The organism is Pseudanabaena sp. 'Roaring Creek' (genome assembly GCF_001402795.1).
Classification (GTDB): domain Bacteria; phylum Cyanobacteriota; class Cyanobacteriia; order Pseudanabaenales; family Pseudanabaenaceae; genus Pseudanabaena.
In genome coordinates, this window is sequence record NZ_LIRE01000762.1 from 1 (window position 1) to 16,245 (window position 16,245).

The 16,245-nt window shown below is 41.8% G+C and carries 19 protein-coding genes and 1 pseudogene; 12 read left to right on the plus strand and 8 right to left on the minus strand.

Annotation, left to right across the window (positions count from 1 at the left end):
* Nucleotides 1-92 precede the first annotated feature (92 nt).
* Together AC805_RS23665 and AC805_RS23670 are read right to left on the minus strand one after the other, a co-directional pair.
* Complete coding sequence (locus AC805_RS23665) at nucleotides 93-593, minus strand: Tic20 family protein (RefSeq protein WP_055077686.1); 501 nt, start codon at nucleotides 591-593, stop codon at nucleotides 93-95.
* A gap of 130 nt (nucleotides 594-723) precedes the next feature.
* On the minus strand, nucleotides 724-1,233 hold the full coding sequence (locus AC805_RS23670; protein ID WP_055077687.1) for a Tic20 family protein: 510 nt from the start codon (nucleotides 1,231-1,233) through the stop codon (nucleotides 724-726).
* A 595-nt stretch (nucleotides 1,234-1,828) separates the two neighbouring features.
* Between AC805_RS23670 and AC805_RS23675 the strand changes: the two genes are divergently transcribed.
* From AC805_RS23675 to AC805_RS23715, 9 genes are all read left to right on the plus strand, one after another.
* Nucleotides 1,829-5,833, plus strand: a complete 4,005-nt coding sequence (locus AC805_RS23675) for a magnesium chelatase subunit H (RefSeq protein ID WP_055077688.1) — start codon at nucleotides 1,829-1,831, stop codon at nucleotides 5,831-5,833.
* Nucleotides 5,834-5,939: 106 nt separating this feature from the next.
* The gene (locus AC805_RS23680) at nucleotides 5,940-6,239 is read left to right on the plus strand and encodes a hypothetical protein (protein ID WP_055077689.1); all 300 of its coding nucleotides are present in this window, start codon (nucleotides 5,940-5,942) and stop codon (nucleotides 6,237-6,239) included.
* Nucleotides 6,239-6,616, plus strand: coding sequence for a DUF6516 family protein (locus AC805_RS23685; protein WP_055077690.1), 378 nt, complete (start codon nucleotides 6,239-6,241; stop codon nucleotides 6,614-6,616). Before AC805_RS23680 ends, AC805_RS23685 begins: the two co-directional genes overlap by 1 nt.
* Nucleotides 6,617-6,625: 9 nt before the next feature.
* Nucleotides 6,626-6,856, plus strand: a complete 231-nt coding sequence (locus AC805_RS23690) for a DUF433 domain-containing protein (RefSeq protein WP_055077691.1) — start codon at nucleotides 6,626-6,628, stop codon at nucleotides 6,854-6,856.
* Nucleotides 6,853-7,185 carry a DUF5615 family PIN-like protein gene (locus tag AC805_RS23695; protein ID WP_055077692.1) on the plus strand — a complete coding sequence of 111 codons (333 nt, stop codon included), beginning with the start codon at nucleotides 6,853-6,855 and terminating at the stop codon, nucleotides 7,183-7,185. Before AC805_RS23690 ends, AC805_RS23695 begins: the two co-directional genes overlap by 4 nt.
* 95 nt (nucleotides 7,186-7,280) lie before the next feature.
* Entirely contained in the window at nucleotides 7,281-7,520 is a 240-nt protein-coding gene (locus AC805_RS23700; protein WP_055077693.1) for a DUF2442 domain-containing protein, read from the plus strand.
* A 53-nt stretch (nucleotides 7,521-7,573) separates the two neighbouring features.
* On the plus strand, nucleotides 7,574-8,530 hold the full coding sequence (locus tag AC805_RS25290) for a hypothetical protein (protein ID WP_055077694.1): 957 nt from the start codon (nucleotides 7,574-7,576) through the stop codon (nucleotides 8,528-8,530).
* Nucleotides 8,523-9,674 (plus strand): hypothetical protein, encoded by a 1,152-nt coding sequence (locus AC805_RS23710; protein ID WP_055077695.1) that lies wholly within the window; start codon nucleotides 8,523-8,525, stop codon nucleotides 9,672-9,674. The genes AC805_RS25290 and AC805_RS23710 overlap by 8 nt, the downstream gene beginning before the upstream one ends.
* Nucleotides 9,675-9,680: 6 nt before the next feature.
* Nucleotides 9,681-11,162 carry an Hsp70 family protein gene (locus AC805_RS23715; protein WP_055077696.1) on the plus strand — a complete coding sequence of 494 codons (1,482 nt, stop codon included), beginning with the start codon at nucleotides 9,681-9,683 and terminating at the stop codon, nucleotides 11,160-11,162.
* Nucleotides 11,163-11,497: 335 nt separating this feature from the next.
* On the opposite strand, the gene AC805_RS23720 is transcribed toward AC805_RS23715, so the two are convergent.
* Genes AC805_RS23720 through AC805_RS25935 form a run of 4 tightly spaced genes read right to left on the minus strand, consistent with a single transcriptional unit; the run spans nucleotide 11,498 to nucleotide 12,595 of the window.
* The gene (locus tag AC805_RS23720) at nucleotides 11,498-11,848 is read right to left on the minus strand and encodes a hypothetical protein (RefSeq protein ID WP_055077697.1); all 351 of its coding nucleotides are present in this window, start codon (nucleotides 11,846-11,848) and stop codon (nucleotides 11,498-11,500) included.
* On the minus strand, nucleotides 11,829-12,146 hold the full coding sequence (locus tag AC805_RS23725) for a hypothetical protein (RefSeq protein WP_055077698.1): 318 nt from the start codon (nucleotides 12,144-12,146) through the stop codon (nucleotides 11,829-11,831). Before AC805_RS23725 ends, AC805_RS23720 begins: the two co-directional genes overlap by 20 nt.
* A gap of 3 nt (nucleotides 12,147-12,149) precedes the next feature.
* Entirely contained in the window at nucleotides 12,150-12,371 is a 222-nt protein-coding gene (locus AC805_RS23730; RefSeq protein WP_055077700.1) for a DUF433 domain-containing protein, read from the minus strand.
* Between the two features lie 41 nt (nucleotides 12,372-12,412).
* Nucleotides 12,413-12,595 (minus strand): hypothetical protein, encoded by a 183-nt coding sequence (locus AC805_RS25935; protein ID WP_156341557.1) that lies wholly within the window; start codon nucleotides 12,593-12,595, stop codon nucleotides 12,413-12,415.
* Between the two features lie 55 nt (nucleotides 12,596-12,650).
* Between AC805_RS25935 and AC805_RS23735 the strand changes: the two genes are divergently transcribed.
* Nucleotides 12,651-13,232 (plus strand): DUF3782 domain-containing protein, encoded by a 582-nt coding sequence (locus AC805_RS23735; RefSeq protein ID WP_072143734.1) that lies wholly within the window; start codon nucleotides 12,651-12,653, stop codon nucleotides 13,230-13,232.
* On the opposite strand, the gene AC805_RS25940 is transcribed toward AC805_RS23735, so the two are convergent.
* Entirely contained in the window at nucleotides 13,205-13,453 is a 249-nt protein-coding gene (locus AC805_RS25940) for a hypothetical protein (RefSeq protein WP_156341558.1), read from the minus strand. The two genes, AC805_RS23735 and AC805_RS25940, sit on opposite strands and share 28 nt — an antisense overlap.
* On the opposite strand from AC805_RS25940, the gene AC805_RS25080 reads away from it, so the two are divergent.
* On the plus strand, nucleotides 13,431-13,637 hold the full coding sequence (locus tag AC805_RS25080) for a prevent-host-death protein (protein WP_072143735.1): 207 nt from the start codon (nucleotides 13,431-13,433) through the stop codon (nucleotides 13,635-13,637). The two genes, AC805_RS25940 and AC805_RS25080, sit on opposite strands and share 23 nt — an antisense overlap.
* Nucleotides 13,594-13,875 (plus strand): annotated as a pseudogene (locus AC805_RS23740) (Txe/YoeB family addiction module toxin). The gene AC805_RS25080 and the pseudogene AC805_RS23740 overlap by 44 nt, the downstream one beginning before the upstream one ends.
* 129 nt (nucleotides 13,876-14,004) lie before the next feature.
* Here the strand turns inward: AC805_RS23740 and AC805_RS23745 are convergent.
* Nucleotides 14,005-16,089 (minus strand): M3 family metallopeptidase, encoded by a 2,085-nt coding sequence (locus AC805_RS23745; protein ID WP_055077699.1) that lies wholly within the window; start codon nucleotides 16,087-16,089, stop codon nucleotides 14,005-14,007.
* Nucleotides 16,090-16,245: the final 156 nt, after the last annotated feature.

The window sequence follows — 16,245 nt, forward strand, 5'->3', positions numbered from 1 at the left end:
TCTTGGGGTTTATGTCCTAGTACATTTGGCGATAGATATATAAAACCAAAAAAAAGTAGCGCACGCGCAGCGTGCGCTACTTTTTTTGGTTTTTAACGTACTTGATAGTAGGCAACATCAGAAATCACAGGCATTTCGGCATACTTGCCGCGAATGCATTGAAATACAGAATAGGCAAATGCAGCCGTAATGCCCAAAAAAGTAACACTAGCGATAATTTGTAATACAAAGGGGAAAAAAGCTACCTTGCCCAAGATTACGGATAACAACTCAGCGATCGCTCCGACCAATGCCACCACAATATCTAATAGCAAAGCTTGCATCGCATTAAAGCGCGTAAAATGGTTGACCTTATAGCTTCTAACCACAAAAATAAATACACAGAACCAAGTGACAAACCGAATCGAAATAAAATCAATAATTGAAATTGATAAAATTTGGTTGAGTTTGATCACTGGCAAAAAAACGATTAACAATGGCGGAAATTGAATAAACAAGAATGCCCCGAATATCACAACTGCGGCGATCGGTAATAGGTAAGTTAAGCTCGCGTATAGCCGATCTAAATAACTGACTGAACTACGTCGTACCATAAATCATGTTTGGTTTCTAAATCGTTTGGGTTTACTGAGTTCAGTACGGGGATATGAACCGATTAAATCTATCTTTAATTCGCACTGAATATAATTCGCACTGAATATTTGTACTGAATATTCGCACTGATTATAATTCGCACTGAAATGAAGCAGCTTGAGAGAGAGTAGGAATATCGGAATACTCGCCTTTAATACTATGATAAATCGCGTAACCAGCTAATAGGGTTGTGCCGATAAAGATGGTATTGGCAATGGTCGCATTAATTACGGATGGTAATGCATCACTAGAAACCTGCTCGACTAACTGAAAGAGAAGTTGAGCGATAAACAATACAATTTGCATTAGTAAAGCCTGCATCGTATTGAACCGCACAAAATGAGGAACGCGGGCATCCCTTACCACCAAAAAGAAAAGCCCCATAAACAGAAAAAATTCTCCCGTCAAGCCGAGTACGGGAACTAGGGGAAATGCCAAGACATTGCCATACAACCAGATAAACGGAAAAAAGGGAAATAGAAGAATAGGGAACTGCTGAAAGAGGACAGCTCCATAAATTACGCCCGCTGATAACGGCAAGAGATAAGGTAAACAACTATAAAATCGATGCAGAGGTGTTGCAGGTTGCTGCCATGTCATAGCGATTTCCTTCAAGTTTTGGGCTTGTAGTGAGCTGGGTACAAGCACGATTTTAGCTCAAATATCCTCAACATCATAGCTAACGCAATGTTTGAGTTAGTGGCGATCGCCATCAAGGAGAATAGCAGGGCAAAGCACCTCTATGCTCCCTACTATGCTCTTTGAGATCCGATAATGCTGCCCTTAATGCTGCCTTGTGATATAGCTACAGTCACTTGAATGAGGACAAATCAAACCCCAAGAATTGATTGGCGGCGCGAAGCGCCGCCAATCAATTCTTGGGGTTTATGTCCCAATACACTTGGCGACGGATATATATGGAGCAATTCCTTACTAAAGTTAAAGAGATTTAAGAAAAATTTACATTTACTCGTCACAAAGATGAAGAAGTGTAACGATATGTAAACAAATCAATTTCAAATTATTGCATTTATTGCCCAAAATCAACCACGGCAATGGTTCTCTGGTATTAAATAGTGAATAGGTATAAATCTTTAATTGCTAATTGTTACAACCTGTAACAGTTCAAGCAACAAATAACCAAACGCAATATATACAATCCCCAAAAATCAGGACAGTAATTTAAGGAGACTGCATGTTCACTTCTGTGCCACCGATCGCAACATTATCTGGTAGACGTATCATTCCCGAAACTCTACAGGGTCGGGTCTTAATGAAGTTGGTCTATGTAGTGCTTGAACCCCAATATCAGAGCGCTATGTCGGCGGCTGTAAAGTCAATCAACAAAAACAACCCTCATCTGGCGATCGAGGTAAATGGCTATTTAATCGAAGAGCTACGAAGTCCAGAAAATTACGAGTCCTTCAAAGAGGATATTGCCGCAGCCGATATATTTATCGCTTCGTTAATTTTTATTGACGATCTGGCGACCAAGATCGCCCTTGCCGTTCAACCCCACCGAGATCGCCTATCGGCTTGCGTGGTCTTCCCCTCGATGCCAGAGGTGATGCGCCTCAATAAAATGGGCAGTTTCAGTATGGAAAATCTGGGGCAGTCGAAAAGCGCGATCGCCCAGTTCATGCGGAAGCGTAAAGAGAAATCGGGCAGTTCTTTTCAAGACAGTATGCTCAAGGTCGTCCAAACCTTGCCGAAGATTCTCAAGTATATGCCGATGGACAAGGCTCAGGATGCGCGCAACTTTATGTTGAGCTTCCAGTATTGGTTGGGGGGATCGACGGAAAATCTCGAAAACTTTTTGTTGATGTTGGCACAAAATTACCTGCCAACGGTCAAAGCCCGCGCGAAAGAGCGTGGAGCCGCCCCTCTGCAAATCAAAGATCCCGTTACCTACTTGGATATGGGGCTATGGCATCCCCTCGCCCCAAAAATGTTCGAGAGTACCGCCGAATATTTAAACTGGTTTAACGCCCGTACCGATATTCCCGAAGAGATGAAAGATCCCCTCGCCCCATGCGTGGGTTTACTGATGGCAAGAACGCACCTCGTCACGGGCGATGACGCGCATTATGTGGCGATGGTACAGGAATTGGAATCCATGGGCGCAAGGGTGATTTCTGTATTCAATGGTGGACTGGATTTCTCGAAGGCAGTAGAGGAATATTTTTACGATCCCAAGCAAAAGGATCGGGCGATCGTCGATAGCGTGGTTTCCCTTACTGGATTTGCCTTAGTTGGAGGACCTGCAAAGCAAGATCATCCGAAGGCGATCGAAGCCCTCGAAAAGCTCAATCGTCCCTACATGGTCGCTTTACCTCTCGTCTTCCAAACCACGGAAGAGTGGCAAGATAGCGATCTCGGTTTGCACCCAGTCCAAGTAGCCCTACAGGTCGCCTTGCCAGAGCTGGATGGAGGACTCGATCCGATCGTGCTCTCTGGTCGCGACAGCGCGACAGGTCGTTCCCATGCCATTGGCGATCGCTTAGAAACGATTGCAAGTCGGGCGATTAAATGGGCAAATCTCCGCCGCAAGCCTCGCCATGAGAAGAAACTCGCCATCACCATCTTTAGCTTCCCTCCCGACAAGGGCAACATCGGTACGGCCGCTTACTTAGATGTTTTCTCTTCCATTCATAAGGTAGTGGAAGCTCTCGGCAACAATGGCTATGATGTGCAAGGATTGCCAAAGACCTCCCACGACATGATGTCTGAAATTCTGCATAACCCCGAAGCAATGGTTGGCAGCCCAGAATTAAATGTTGCCTATCGAATGTCAGTGAGGGAATACGAAGAGAATACACCCTATGTCGATCGCATTATTGAGCAATGGGGACCTGCTCCAGGACATCTCAATTCCGACGGTCAGAACCTGATCATTTACGGCAAGCAATACGGAAATATCTTCGTTGGCGTGCAACCAACCTTTGGCTATGAAGGCGACCCTATGCGTTTACTTTTTAGCAAATCTGCCTCACCCCATCACGGTTTCGTCGCTTACTACACCTATCTCAACCATGTTTGGGGAGCCGATGCCGTGCTCCACTTCGGTACTCACGGCTCGATGGAGTTTATGCCTGGCAAACAGGTAGGTATGTCGGGCGAATGCTTCCCCGACAGCTTAATTGGTGCATTGCCCAATATCTACTACTATGCGGTCAATAACCCATCGGAAGCAACGATCGCTAAACGTCGCGGTTATGCCACGATCATCAGCTACATTACCCCAGCACCTGAAAATGCAGGCTTGAGCCGCAATTTACAGGAACTAAGCGAACTGATCGGTTCCTATAAGGATCTGCGCTTAGGAAGTCGTGGCGTGCAAATCACTAATACGATCATGGACAAGGTGCGCTTGGTAAATCTCGATAAGGATGTGGAACTTCCTGAACAGGATGCCAAGGAAATGTCCCTCGAAGAACGCGATAACGTCATCGGTCAGGTTTACAACAAACTGATGGAAATCGAGTCCCGCGTTCTCCCTTGCGGGCTGCACGTTGTCGGTGAGCCTCCCAAAGTTGAAGATGTCACCGATGTGCTGACTAGCATTGCTAGTTTCGATCGCCCCGAAGACAAGATGAAGTCGCTTTTGAGAATCATCTGTGAAAGCATCGGACGCGATATCGAACAGCTTTACAAATCCAGTGACAAAGGTATTTATGCCGATGTGGAACTCTTGGCAAACATTCGGGCGATCGCTAATAAATCTGTAGGCGCATTGGTCAAAGCCAAGGCTGATGACGATGGCAGAGTTTCCAAACTCTCCGTTCTCAACTTCTTTAGAATGGGCAAAACCGAACCTTGGATTGAAGTGTTCCAAGAGAATGGCTATCCCAATGTCAATAAAGATGACATCAAGCCTCTCTTTGAATTCCTAGAGTTCTGTCTCAAGCAGATCGTTGCCGACAACGAACTGGGTGGATTGATTCGCGCCCTTGAGGGTGACTATATCTTGCCGAGTCCAGGTGGAGACCCCATCCGCAATCCTTTGGTACTGCCTACAGGCAAGAATATGCATGCCCTCGACCCCAACTCGATTCCGACGAGTGCGGCGGTACAGGCGGCGAAAACCGTCGTTGATCGCCTTTTAGAGCGTCAGCGCCAAGATAATAATGGAGTTTATCCCGAAACGATCGCGGTCGTACTGTGGGGAACCGACAACATCAAGACCTACGGCGAATCCCTCGCTCAAGTTCTCTGCATGATCGGCGTGAAGCCCATGCCCGATGCCCTCGGTCGCATCAACCGCTTGGAATTGATTCCCCTCGAAGAATTGGGTCGTCCTCGCGTCGATGTCGTCGTTAATTGCTCTGGCGTATTCCGCGATTTATTTGTCAACCAAATGGACTTAATCGATCGCGCCGTGAGAATGGCAGCCGAAGCCGATGAGCCTTTGGAGATGAACTTTGTCCGCAAACATGCGATCGCCCAAGCCGAGGAGTTTGGTTTAACCATTAGCCAAGCGGCTACCCGTGTATTTAGTAACTCATCGGGTTCCTATTCCTCCAACGTTAACCTCGCTGTGGAAAATAGCACATGGGAAAACGAAGAAGAATTGCAACAGATGTATCTATCGCGCAAGTCCTTCGCCTTTGGTGGCAATGTCAGCAATACCCAACAGCGTCAGCTTTACGAAGCCTCTCTGAAGACCGTTGACATGACCTTCCAAAACTTGGACTCTTCCGAAATCAGTCTCACCGATGTCTCCCACTACTTCGACTCTGACCCCACTAAGCTCGTTGGCAGTCTCCGCAAAGATGGCAAAAAACCTACCTCTTTCATCGCTGACACCACGACAGCCAATGCTCAAGTTCGCACTCTTACCGAGACTGTCCGCCTCGATACCCGCACCAAGATTCTCAATCCTAAATGGTATGAGGGAATGCTCAAGAGTGGTTATGAAGGTGTCCGCGAAATCTCCAAGCGTCTCGTGAATACGATGGGCTGGTCGGCAACGGCTGGCGCAGTGGATAACTGGGTTTACGAAGATGTCAATGATGTCTATGTGAACGATAAAGAGATGTGCGATCGCCTCAAAAATCTCAACCCCAATTCGTTCCGTAAGATTGTTGGCACTCTGCTAGAAGTCAATGGTCGCGGCTATTGGGAAACCAGTGAAGAGAATCTCGATAGATTGCGTGAACTCTATCAAGAACTCGAAGACCGTATTGAAGGTGTAGAGTAAAAATTAAAAAAGGCGGCGTTTGCGCCGCCTTTTTTATAGGAAAAATTACTGTTGATATAATGTTAAAAAGGCTATATCGATCTAAGTTTAGTTATGTGTGTATGCCATGAATACATTAGACAAATTAGAGTTACTTAGTGCAAATTGTAGCGATCGCAATGAATTAGATCGGATTCTGAGTCAATTACTTAGTGTAATGTTAAATCGTCATCGACAGAAATTAGCTATTTATGACCGTGATATTAGTAAGTTTGAACAGAACTATAGTCTTGATTCTCGTCAGTTTCAAGAACAATTTGAATCAGGAGTATTAGGGGATGAGATGGATCTGTTTGAGTGGTTTAGTTTATGTGAGTTGCGAAAAGATCTCTTAGTTAAGATTAGCAAGCTAGAGCAAGCATTGTGATGATTGCCGAAGATTATCTAGCTTTAATAAAGTCGTTGATTGCTCTTTGCCTAGCAGTGAAAAGTTTTAGCATTCTTAGAGAGGAAGCACAGGGCAATAAAGGTTTATGGCGATATCGACTGACTTTACAAGATGATAGTCTTTTAGAAATGTTTGAGTTTTTTGAAATTCAATCAGATCAGGTTGAGGTGATTAAATACAGTTTTCATTGGCAAAGTAAAGATGGACAATTTATTAGGCGTTGGGACAATGCTGCTCACCATCCTGAGATTGAAACTTATCCTCATCATTTACATGAAGGTGCTGAAGATTTTGTATTGCCCTATCAGCCAGTTAAGTTTGAGGAGATTTTACAAATCATTACACTTGATCTATAAACTACTAGTATGAACTACCGAAATTACATCACAATTGAGCCAAATAAGCGTAGTGGCAAGCCTTGTGTGCGTGGTTTGCGAATTACGGTTTATGAAGTGCTTGAGTACCTAGCTTCTGATATGACTGAAGCAGAGATACTTGAAGATTTTCCTGATTTAACGCGAGAAGATTTTAAAGCCTGTATTGCTTACGCGGCTGATCGCGAACGTCGGTTTATGACAGTGCCGATATCAGCATGAAGTTACTTTTTGATGAAAATCTATCTCCCAAGTTACCGATCCGTTTGGCTGACATTTTCCCAAATTCGCTACATGTTCGAGATGTTGATATGAAATCAACTGTCGATCCCATAGTTTGGGATTATGCCAAGTCTAATGATTTGATAATTGTCTCGAAAGATTCCGATATGCATGACCTCAGCTTAGTATTTGGAAATCCACCGAAAGTTATTTGGATTCGGCTTGGTAACTGTTCAACTGCACAGGTAGAAAGACTGCTAAGAAGAGATTTTGAGGCGATCGCTTTATTTTACCAAGATAAGTATTTATCACTGCTTGCCTTAGCATGAAGTAAAGCTCTGAGAGACTATAATGCTAATGAGTTGCTGAATATGTGGAATACTCAAGATTTTTGTAAGTTACCGCCTTTAAAGTAATGTTTGCCATGAGACCACCTAAAATTATTTCTGCTCAAGTTATAGGAGATCGCACTTTATTGATTGAGTTTAGCGATCGTGATTTTAAGCAATACGATATCTCTAATTTGCTAAGTAAACCAATGTTTGCGCCGTTAAAAAATTCTAGCTTTTTTAAAAATTTTAGAATTGAGGCTGGTGGTTATGGGTTGGTTTGGAATGAGGATATTGATATTAGCGAGTATGAACTTTGGAAAAATGGAGTTTAGATGTAAAGAAGAAATCACTATTAACATAAAAACAAATTTGACATAAATCTAATATGGGAATTTACCTAGATACATTAGAAGATAACGATGAGTTGTCGGGATGGAAAATTGAACAAATCAGGCAAAAGCTTGTTATTCATAGCTTACCTAGCAGAGAGTTACCTTCTATAATATGTCCTATCTGCCAAAGGTTTTTCTTCACTGATGCGGAGTTAAACAATCATATATTCAAGGGACATAGACATGAATATGTAAACACAACCTTCTTGTTTCAACCGTCTAACCGTGAAACCTTTAATGAACTAGATCTTGAACTACTCAATAACTTAGAAACTGAAATCGAATCATTACAGGTGAGAATAGATAGAAATGATCGGACAGTTGATGATGAATGGTGGCAATATCAAGACTCTATCTACACAAACACATTCTCATTATCCCAATATCAAGCTGGATTTCTAGAGTATTTGAGGGGACATGATTTAGAGGTGAATCGTCATTTAAGAGATTTTGATGTCATTTCTATGCATTTTGGCAGTGCTTATGGAAAGCTTCAATCTTTTACCACTCCATTAGCTCAATTAGCCTGTAGAGCAATAGCTTTTAAAATGAATTGGTTTGATCAACATTTGAATGTGTCAGAAAATTCTGTGTTTTTCTTGGCATGGCATTTCTTTACCCAATCTTATGACAAAGTAAAAGAGGTTGACGATTTACCTCCCTTTGACATGAGACAGAGCCAAGGAATTATACTTGATGCTTTCCATTCTGACTTATTGGAAGCAATCAAAATGTATTATAGTGATCGCTCAAAAATCAATTATAATTGGATATACAGATTAGATAAACTGCTCGAAGGAATCAGCAACCAAAACTATCTCCACAAGTTCTCTTTATTTAAAGCTAGAGTATATAGAGAGTGGGGTGATATTCATAAAGCAAAAGAGGCTTATCGAATGATAAAAAATCATCCTGAATTTGGAAAGGAGGCAAAAGCATTCAATGATTAATAATATCACTCAAAACCCTAAAGATAATAGCAAGAAAAAATCCTCAAAAGACAAAAAGGAGCCAAGTCCCAAAATTAATATAAGCGAACCTAAATCGTCACAAGATTTATGTGAAGCAGTAAAACAAATATCGATTCAACCTACATGGAATAAATCTTTAGCTGAACGTTTTACAGCCATAATTCTTAATCCTAAACGGCAATATCAGCTTGATAATATGCAAAAGCAGATGTTGACAAAATGTGTACTCGGTTGTCCTTCAGAATATAGAGCGCTAATTCATTTTTCACTTTTATCTAAAAATTTTACATCTATAAATGGACTCCGTACTTTGGATGGTATCACGGATGAAATTGTTGGTTTTATTCAAAGTGAACTTGACTTAGAGCCTAGAATTAATAGTGTGTTGCTCAATAATCAGGGCAATCAGGTTCTATTCAAATGGCTTAAAGATAAATTAGCTGACAAAGAAGAAACTCTTGCCCAAAAACTAGACTTCATTAGAAATTTAATTTCTTACTTAATTTGTAAAGCAGATTTCCCTGTTGTTTCAACTCGTATTGATATAGTTTTAAGTGCTTTTGCCGATGGTAGTCTTTTGGATAACCAGCTTGAAAACACATCTTTACTAGATAAAATTGTTAAAGATAGAGTCAAAGCTATTACTGATTTATTTACTTTGGAAAAGCCTACCACTAACGAGGCAAAACGTCTTACTTTGTTTGGAGTTTACAGTCAAGCCTTAGCAATTCAAAAAATGGATGAAGTGGATCAACTAGATAAAAGCTATCAAAGAGAGAAAAAAATTCGTCTTGAGACTGAACAAGAAGTGTCACGACTTAAAACATATTGTCAAAAGCTAGAAGATGAACTTATAAAACACAAAAAAGATTTGATCGAAGAACAAGAGAATTTAGAACATCAGAAAAAATTGTATGCTTATCTTAAATCTTCTAGTGAATTAGAGATCAGCCAACAGAAAAATGCAGTGTTAAATCAGGTGCAGAATCGACTAGAGCATGAGCTTGATAAGCTAGAAAGATGTTTTATCAATCCTGAAAATTTACAAGCTAATGCACGTATTGCCCTAAAAATTATTGGTACAATAAAGAGTGAATTAGCTATATATGAAGACAACAAGTAAAAACTTATGGTTGGATTTGGTATTGATTTTGGCACAACTAACTCAGTGGCTGCCGTGTTTGACGGGCAAAAAATTACTGCTTTTGTAGATAATATTAAACGTCCTCATCCATCTGTCTTGTGGTATAGAGGCTCTGGGCTTCCTACCGTTGGACGTGAAGCAAAAGATAAAATCAGACAATTTGGTAATGTACCAGGAAATTATTTCGTTAAATCTATCAAAAGTCGAATAGCAGAAGAAATTGAAGTTCAAATATTTGGCAAGTCGTATCACACATGGGAGATAGCAGGTAATATCTTTAGATTTCTCAAAGATTCTGCGCTAAAACAAAATTCTGAATATCCTGAAATCAAAGAAGCTGTTATTACAATTCCATTATATTTTAATGGCAAACAAAGACAGGCTATTCGCAAGGCATCTGAATATGCGGGTATTTCAGTTAAAAACTTTATTCATGAGCCTTTCGCGGCTGTAATCGGCTATCTGTTTTCAAATCCTAGATCCGTAGATGATTTAAAAAGTCTTAAAGAGAATATTTTAGTTTTTGACTGGGGTGGTGGAACTCTTGATATTACTCTAGTTAAACTAGATTCAGGAACTATTTGTGAAGTCTGTAACGCTGGGCAGCCAGATCGATCAGGTGACTATTTTGACGAAAAATTGATGGATGATGTGATTGATAGATTCTGCAAGGAAAATAATATTAATCGTGATAGATTTAGATTTGATGATGGTATCCAGAGTATTTTATCTAATGAGATTGAACTTGCCAAAATTAAATTAAGTGATAAAGATAGCTCATCCGTATTAATCCCTGAGTTTTTATCGCTTAACGACCAATCTTATTCTCTAGAATTAGATATTAGTCGAAGTCACTTTGAATCTCTGATTAATCTTGATATTCAAGATGCTATGAGTCTAGTTGATCAAGTTTTGCATAGTTCTCGTATAAATTCCTCACAGATAGGTCAAGTACTACTTATTGGTGGAACTTCTAAAATTCTATTACTTGATCGAATGATGAGAGACAAGTTTGGAACAACTAAAGTTAAACGAATTTCTAATGCTGATACAGTTATTGCCGAAGGTGCAGCAATTATTTCATTTAATAATTGGCAGCCATATCTAGTAAGACCTATCTGCATTCAGCTATCAGATGAAAGTCACTATATAATATTCGACAAAGGTACTATTCTTAACCCCAAAGTTGCCCAGAAAGAAATCAAGTTTTTTTGCACAGATAATCGAGATGGAGAAGGGGTTTTAATTGTGGCTGACGCATATGAAGTTGGGAGATATCAAGTCAAAGAGCCAATTATTAGAGTTCCTATCTCGAAGGTATTGAGAGATGTTTATCAAGAAAAAGTTATGGCTGATATTCGAGTTGATAGAGATATCATTTTAAGAGTTAGTGCTAGAGGCTCAATAAAAGGTGAACCAGTTTATGCTGAGTTTCATGATATTTGTTATGGTCTTCGCTTTGCTTAAATTTATTTTGTAGGAAAATATGATCCAGTCAAACTTGCAAATAAAATCCAACTTGATGATTGATGATGGAAGAAAACAATCTGTTTATTTTTCTGGTGACTTTGCCTACGAGTTAAAACCAAGTAGCTTTGATACAAGAAGTCAGAGGCAATATTGGAGTGAAAAACAGATTAATGAGTATCAGCAAACTCTTAAATGCCGAATTTGTAAGCGATCCTGCGCTGGAACTTGTGAATTCCAGTAGAGCATTTAGAAATGTCAAATCTGGATTTGGCGATAACTGATGTCAATGATGTTTATATGAAAGATGAAGAGATGTGCGATCGCTGTTTGATTTAAGGGAATAGGCGATCGCATTTATGGGTGGTGAGAGGCGATCGCTGTTTGATGTGGAGATTTAGGCGATCAGATTTATGGGTGACGAAGGGGCGATCGTTGTTTGATTTGAGGGAATAGGCGATCGGGTTTGTGAGTGGTGAGGGGTGATCGCTGTTTGATATGGGAAATAGGCGATCGGGTTTTGTGGGAGGTGAGGGGCGATCGCTGTTTGATTTGAGATTTAGGCGATCGGATTTTGGGTGATGAGGGGGCGATCGCTGTTTGATTTGAGATTTAGGCGATCGGGTTTTGGGTGATGAGGGGCGATCTCTATGATTACAAGGCAAATTAGATAGAAATCTCAGCATAATCACCAAGTTTAATTGCATTGATAACATCACAAACTTTTTCAGTCTGTGTCCGAATCTTGGGCCATGAGGTAGAAAGCAAAACAACAATAGCAATCTGGCGATCGCTTAAATTCTGTTGATAGCGTAAATTCCGATCCGTTGTCACAAATATTTGGTATCCCTTATCTTCAGCAGATTTGAGTAAATCTCCATTCGACAAATTAGACCAACCTTCTTCATAGGCAGTTGTCACAGAATGTTCTGTCAAATATTGTCGCAAAGGCACAGGAGTTCCTTGATCGAAAAGAATCCTCATAATCTAAGCCGCCTCAGCCAACATATCAAGCTCATAGTTCAGTACAGCTTCAACTTGCGATCGCTGCACAGGCGGAAACCACTCCAAAAAGTCTTCTACTGTTGCACCATCACGCAAATTTTCAAACAAAGCCGAAACTGGAACTCGCGTCTTCCGAAATACCCAAGCACCACTCACTTTGTAAGGTTCTCTTTCTATAGCATCTAAACTTTCCCAATGCCTCATATACTCTACCTCTGTAAAGTAAAATACACCTAACAGTTTGATTATAAACCAACTTGAAAGCAAGATTTTGACCGTTTAAGAGATCGCTGTTTGATATGGGAAATAGGCGATCGGGTTTTGTGGGTGTTGCGGGGGCGATCACTGTTTGATGTGGAGAAATAGGCGATCGCATTTATGGGTGTTGAGGGGCGATCGCCTATTGATTTTGGCTGATAGGCGATCACAAAATCCTAGCTTAATTGCTAAAATACTTACACAACAATTAATCCTATAAATACCATGTCCGACAACACTATCACCTTAGATGACATCTTTGCTCTCTTTCGCGAAAGCGAACAACAACGACAAGAATATCAGCACCAAGCCGAACTAGAAATGGCGGAAATCCGAAAGACTATTGAACAAACAAACAAACAAATTGAGCAAACTAACAAACAAGTTGGCGGACTAACCAGCAGATGGGCAGAATTTGTCGAAAATCTAATCAAGCCTGCTGCCGCTAGAATTTTTAGAGAACAAGGAATTGATGTTCATTACACAGCCATGCGTGTGAAAGGAGATGATGATCGTGGCTCAATGGAAATTGATATTCTGGTAGAAAATGGTAATGAAATAGTAGCAATTGAAGTGAAGTCCCATTTAGAAATTCGCAATGTGAAGCGATTTTTGGAAGTATTAGCAAGATTTAAAGAAGCATTTCCCAAATACAAAAACCACAAAGTTTATGGAGCCGTAGCAGGAATAAAAATTGATGAAAAGGCAGATGAATATGCAACTCAAGAAGGACTATTTTTAATCGAACCCGCAGGAGATTCTGTCATTATTGCCAATAGTCAGAATTTACAGCCGAGAATCTGGTAATTTTTATTGATTGATAGGCGATCGGTTTTTGCTGGTGGTGATGGGCGATCGCTGTTTGATGTGGGAAATAGGCGATTGGTTTTTGGGTGTTGAGAGTACGATCGCTGTTTAATTTGAGGGAATAGGCGATCGGTTTTGTGGGTAGCGAGGGGCGTTCGGTTATAATTATGACTAATCCAGTAAGTTATATTGGCTGCTATGACTAACGCATTACAATACATCTGTGATTCAGAAGGGCAAACTATCTCCGTGGTTGTCCCTATTGCCTTTTGGCAAGAACTAATGGCGGAAAGGGAAACTGCCTATTTACTCAGTAGTCCAGCCATGAAAGAAAGACTGCTTAAAGCTAGAAAACGTCGAGATGGAATCTCTTTGGAATCAGCCTGTGAAAAACTTGGAATTTGATGCAGATGCTTTTGAGGACTTAGCTTGGTGGATTGAACGCGATTGTAAAAAAGCTTTGAAAATCATCAAACTGATTCGTGAAGTCCAACGTAATCCATTTGAAGGCACATGACAACCCGAAGCCCTAAAACACGATCTATCTGGTTGCTCGTCACACCGTATCGATCAAGAACATCGTCTAGTTTATGAAGTTCTAGACGATAAAATTAGAATTCTCGCCTGCCGCTTTCACTACTAAAAATCGCTGTTTGATGTATAGGCGATCGGGTTTTGGGTGCTATAAGTGGCTAAATATAGAAGAGAGTAACGACCACTACGCGGGCATTACTCTCTATGGTTTTAGTTTTCAAATATGCTTAACTGCTTCCTAAACCTTCGCTAAGCCACTATGACGAAGTAATGGTGCAGTGCTAGGCTCACGTCCTCGGAAGGTCTTGAAGACTTCCATTGGATGTTTGCTACCGCCAAGGGCAAGCACTGTATCGCGATAGAGTCTGCCAGTTGAAGCGATCGCTTCTTCGTTTTCCAGCCCCGCTTCCTCAAAGGCGGCAAAGGCATCAGCGCTGAGGACTTCCGCCCACTTGTAGCTGTAGTAACCTGCGGCATAGCCTCCAGCAAAGATATGACCAAAGGAACAGAGGAAGTTATCTTCAGGTAATGGTGGGATGACCATCGTTTTTTCAGCAAGGCGCGATCGCAATTGGAGCGGAGTTTCAAAGCCGCCGATTTGATAGCGATGATGGAGTTCGATGTCAACAAGGCTAAAGTGCAACTGACGCAACATTCCCGAACCACTCATGTAGTTTTTGGAATCAACGAGCTTTTGGAAATAGCTTTCTGGTAGGGTTTCGCCTGTTTCGTAGTGTTTTGCCATACCAAACAAGGTGGCACGATCGTAGCACCAGTTTTCCATGAACTGGCTGGGCAATTCCACCGCATCCCATTCCACATTATTAATACCCGAAGCGCCCGCGTAGTCCACCTTAGTTAACATATGTTGCAAACCATGCCCAAACTCATGGAAGAGGGTTTCCACTTCGCCAAAGGTCATCAAGCTGGGCTTATCATCGACGGGTGGCGACTGATTGCAAATGAGGTAAGCCACAGGTAATCGAGTAATCGGCGTACCATCTTCAACCACCTTGGCTCGTCCGATGCAGTCATTCATCCATGCGCCACCACGCTTTTCGGCGGGACGGCTGTAGGGGTCGAGATAGAAATAGGCGATCGCCTCATGACTCTCGTTTTGAATCTCAAAAAAGCGAACGCTTTCATGCCAAATGGGAGCTTTACCATCCGCAGGAACTACAGTTACACCAAACAGACGCTTTACAAGGGCAAAGAGTCCTTCTAAAACTTGGGGTAATGGGAAGTAAGGGCGCAATTCCTCAACGGTGAAGTTAAACTTGGTTTCGCGCTGGCGTTCTGCCCAATAGGCAGTATCCCAGTGCTTGAGTTCTTCCGTTTCACCTTGAGCTTTTGCAAATTCCTTGAGTTCGGCAAATTCCGCAACTGCGGCGTTGTAGCTAGACTGGCGCAATTCTTCGAGCAACTTCTCTACAGCCTCGACATTAGGAGCCATCTTTCGCGCAAGACTCAATTCAGCATAGGTAGAATAGCCAAGTAAATTTGCCTTTTGTTGGCGCAATTCAAGAATGCGATCGATTAATGGAGAGTTATCAAATTCTCCACTAGCAGCACGACTGACAAAAGCGCGATAGAGCTTTTCCCGCAGATCGCGACGGCGACTATGCTGCATAAAGGGAACGTAGCTGGGATAGTCAAGGGTAATGCACCAAGAACCATGCTCGGGTGTAGCTTTGTCATCCCCATCCAAACGCGCTGCCTGTGCTGCTTGGGCTAGCAGGCTGGGGGGCAAGCCTTCAATCTCTTCAGGCAAGGTCAAGGTCATGCTAAATGCTTTGGTGGCATCCAGCACGTGATTGGAGAAGTTAGTAGAGAGTTCGGCAAGTTCCATTTGGATTTTATTGAACTTCTCCTTTGCTTCCCCTTCTAAACCCACACCCGACAGCTCGGCATCACGGATGGCTGCGTCCACGATGCGTTTCTGGGCTGGTTCGAGGCTATCCCAATCCGAAGAACCATATATTGCTTTATAGGCTTTATAAACTGGTTGACTTTGGCTAAAGCGATTGAAGAATTCGATTACCTTAGGCTGGACGACCTTGTGAGCTTCGCGTAAATCTGCATTATTTTTGACGCTGAGCAAGTGCTCGATCGCACCCCAAGCCCAACCGATACGTTCTGTGAGTCGTTCCAGTGGCTCGACTAAGCCCGACCATGTGGGCTGGACATTGGCTTCAAGATCGGTCAGTCCTGCACTCGTTTCTTCAAGCAGTTGGGTGATGGCAGGAATGACATGTTCAGGTTTGATATCTGGAAATGGCGGCAGTCCTTTGCCAATTAAAAGAGGGTTAGAAACTTCACTCATAAATTTTTTTCAAGTAATCTTTAAGATTTGTAAATGACTATATTAATTATATAAGTAGCTAGGCAGAATTAAAACCCAAAACCAGAGAGCATACCGCCCACTACGCGGGCGGTATGCTCTTCTAGGTTTTAAGTTTACTTATGCCTAGCTACTTAT

Excerpts from the sequence above, each read along its gene's own strand:
- AC805_RS23665 (WP_055077686.1), bottom strand. The coding sequence starts at position 593 with ATGGTACGACGTAGTTCAGTCAGTTATTTAGATCGGCTATACGCGAGC.
- AC805_RS23670 (WP_055077687.1), bottom strand. The coding sequence starts at position 1,233 with ATGACATGGCAGCAACCTGCAACACCTCTGCATCGATTTTATAGTTGT.
- AC805_RS23675 (WP_055077688.1), top strand. The coding sequence starts at position 1,829 with ATGTTCACTTCTGTGCCACCGATCGCAACATTATCTGGTAGACGTATC.
- AC805_RS23680 (WP_055077689.1), top strand. The coding sequence starts at position 5,940 with ATGAATACATTAGACAAATTAGAGTTACTTAGTGCAAATTGTAGCGAT.
- AC805_RS23685 (WP_055077690.1), top strand. The coding sequence starts at position 6,239 with ATGATTGCCGAAGATTATCTAGCTTTAATAAAGTCGTTGATTGCTCTT.
- AC805_RS23690 (WP_055077691.1), top strand. The coding sequence starts at position 6,626 with ATGAACTACCGAAATTACATCACAATTGAGCCAAATAAGCGTAGTGGC.
- AC805_RS23695 (WP_055077692.1), top strand. The coding sequence starts at position 6,853 with ATGAAGTTACTTTTTGATGAAAATCTATCTCCCAAGTTACCGATCCGT.
- AC805_RS23700 (WP_055077693.1), top strand. The coding sequence starts at position 7,281 with ATGAGACCACCTAAAATTATTTCTGCTCAAGTTATAGGAGATCGCACT.
- AC805_RS25290 (WP_055077694.1), top strand. The coding sequence starts at position 7,574 with ATGGGAATTTACCTAGATACATTAGAAGATAACGATGAGTTGTCGGGA.
- AC805_RS23710 (WP_055077695.1), top strand. The coding sequence starts at position 8,523 with ATGATTAATAATATCACTCAAAACCCTAAAGATAATAGCAAGAAAAAA.
- AC805_RS23715 (WP_055077696.1), top strand. The coding sequence starts at position 9,681 with ATGGTTGGATTTGGTATTGATTTTGGCACAACTAACTCAGTGGCTGCC.
- AC805_RS23720 (WP_055077697.1), bottom strand. The coding sequence starts at position 11,848 with ATGCTGAGATTTCTATCTAATTTGCCTTGTAATCATAGAGATCGCCCC.
- AC805_RS23725 (WP_055077698.1), bottom strand. The coding sequence starts at position 12,146 with ATGAGGATTCTTTTCGATCAAGGAACTCCTGTGCCTTTGCGACAATAT.
- AC805_RS23730 (WP_055077700.1), bottom strand. The coding sequence starts at position 12,371 with ATGAGGCATTGGGAAAGTTTAGATGCTATAGAAAGAGAACCTTACAAA.
- AC805_RS23735 (WP_072143734.1), top strand. The coding sequence starts at position 12,651 with ATGTCCGACAACACTATCACCTTAGATGACATCTTTGCTCTCTTTCGC.
- AC805_RS25080 (WP_072143735.1), top strand. The coding sequence starts at position 13,431 with ATGACTAACGCATTACAATACATCTGTGATTCAGAAGGGCAAACTATC.
- AC805_RS25940 (WP_156341558.1), bottom strand. The coding sequence starts at position 13,453 with ATGTATTGTAATGCGTTAGTCATAGCAGCCAATATAACTTACTGGATT.
- AC805_RS23745 (WP_055077699.1), bottom strand. The coding sequence starts at position 16,089 with ATGAGTGAAGTTTCTAACCCTCTTTTAATTGGCAAAGGACTGCCGCCA.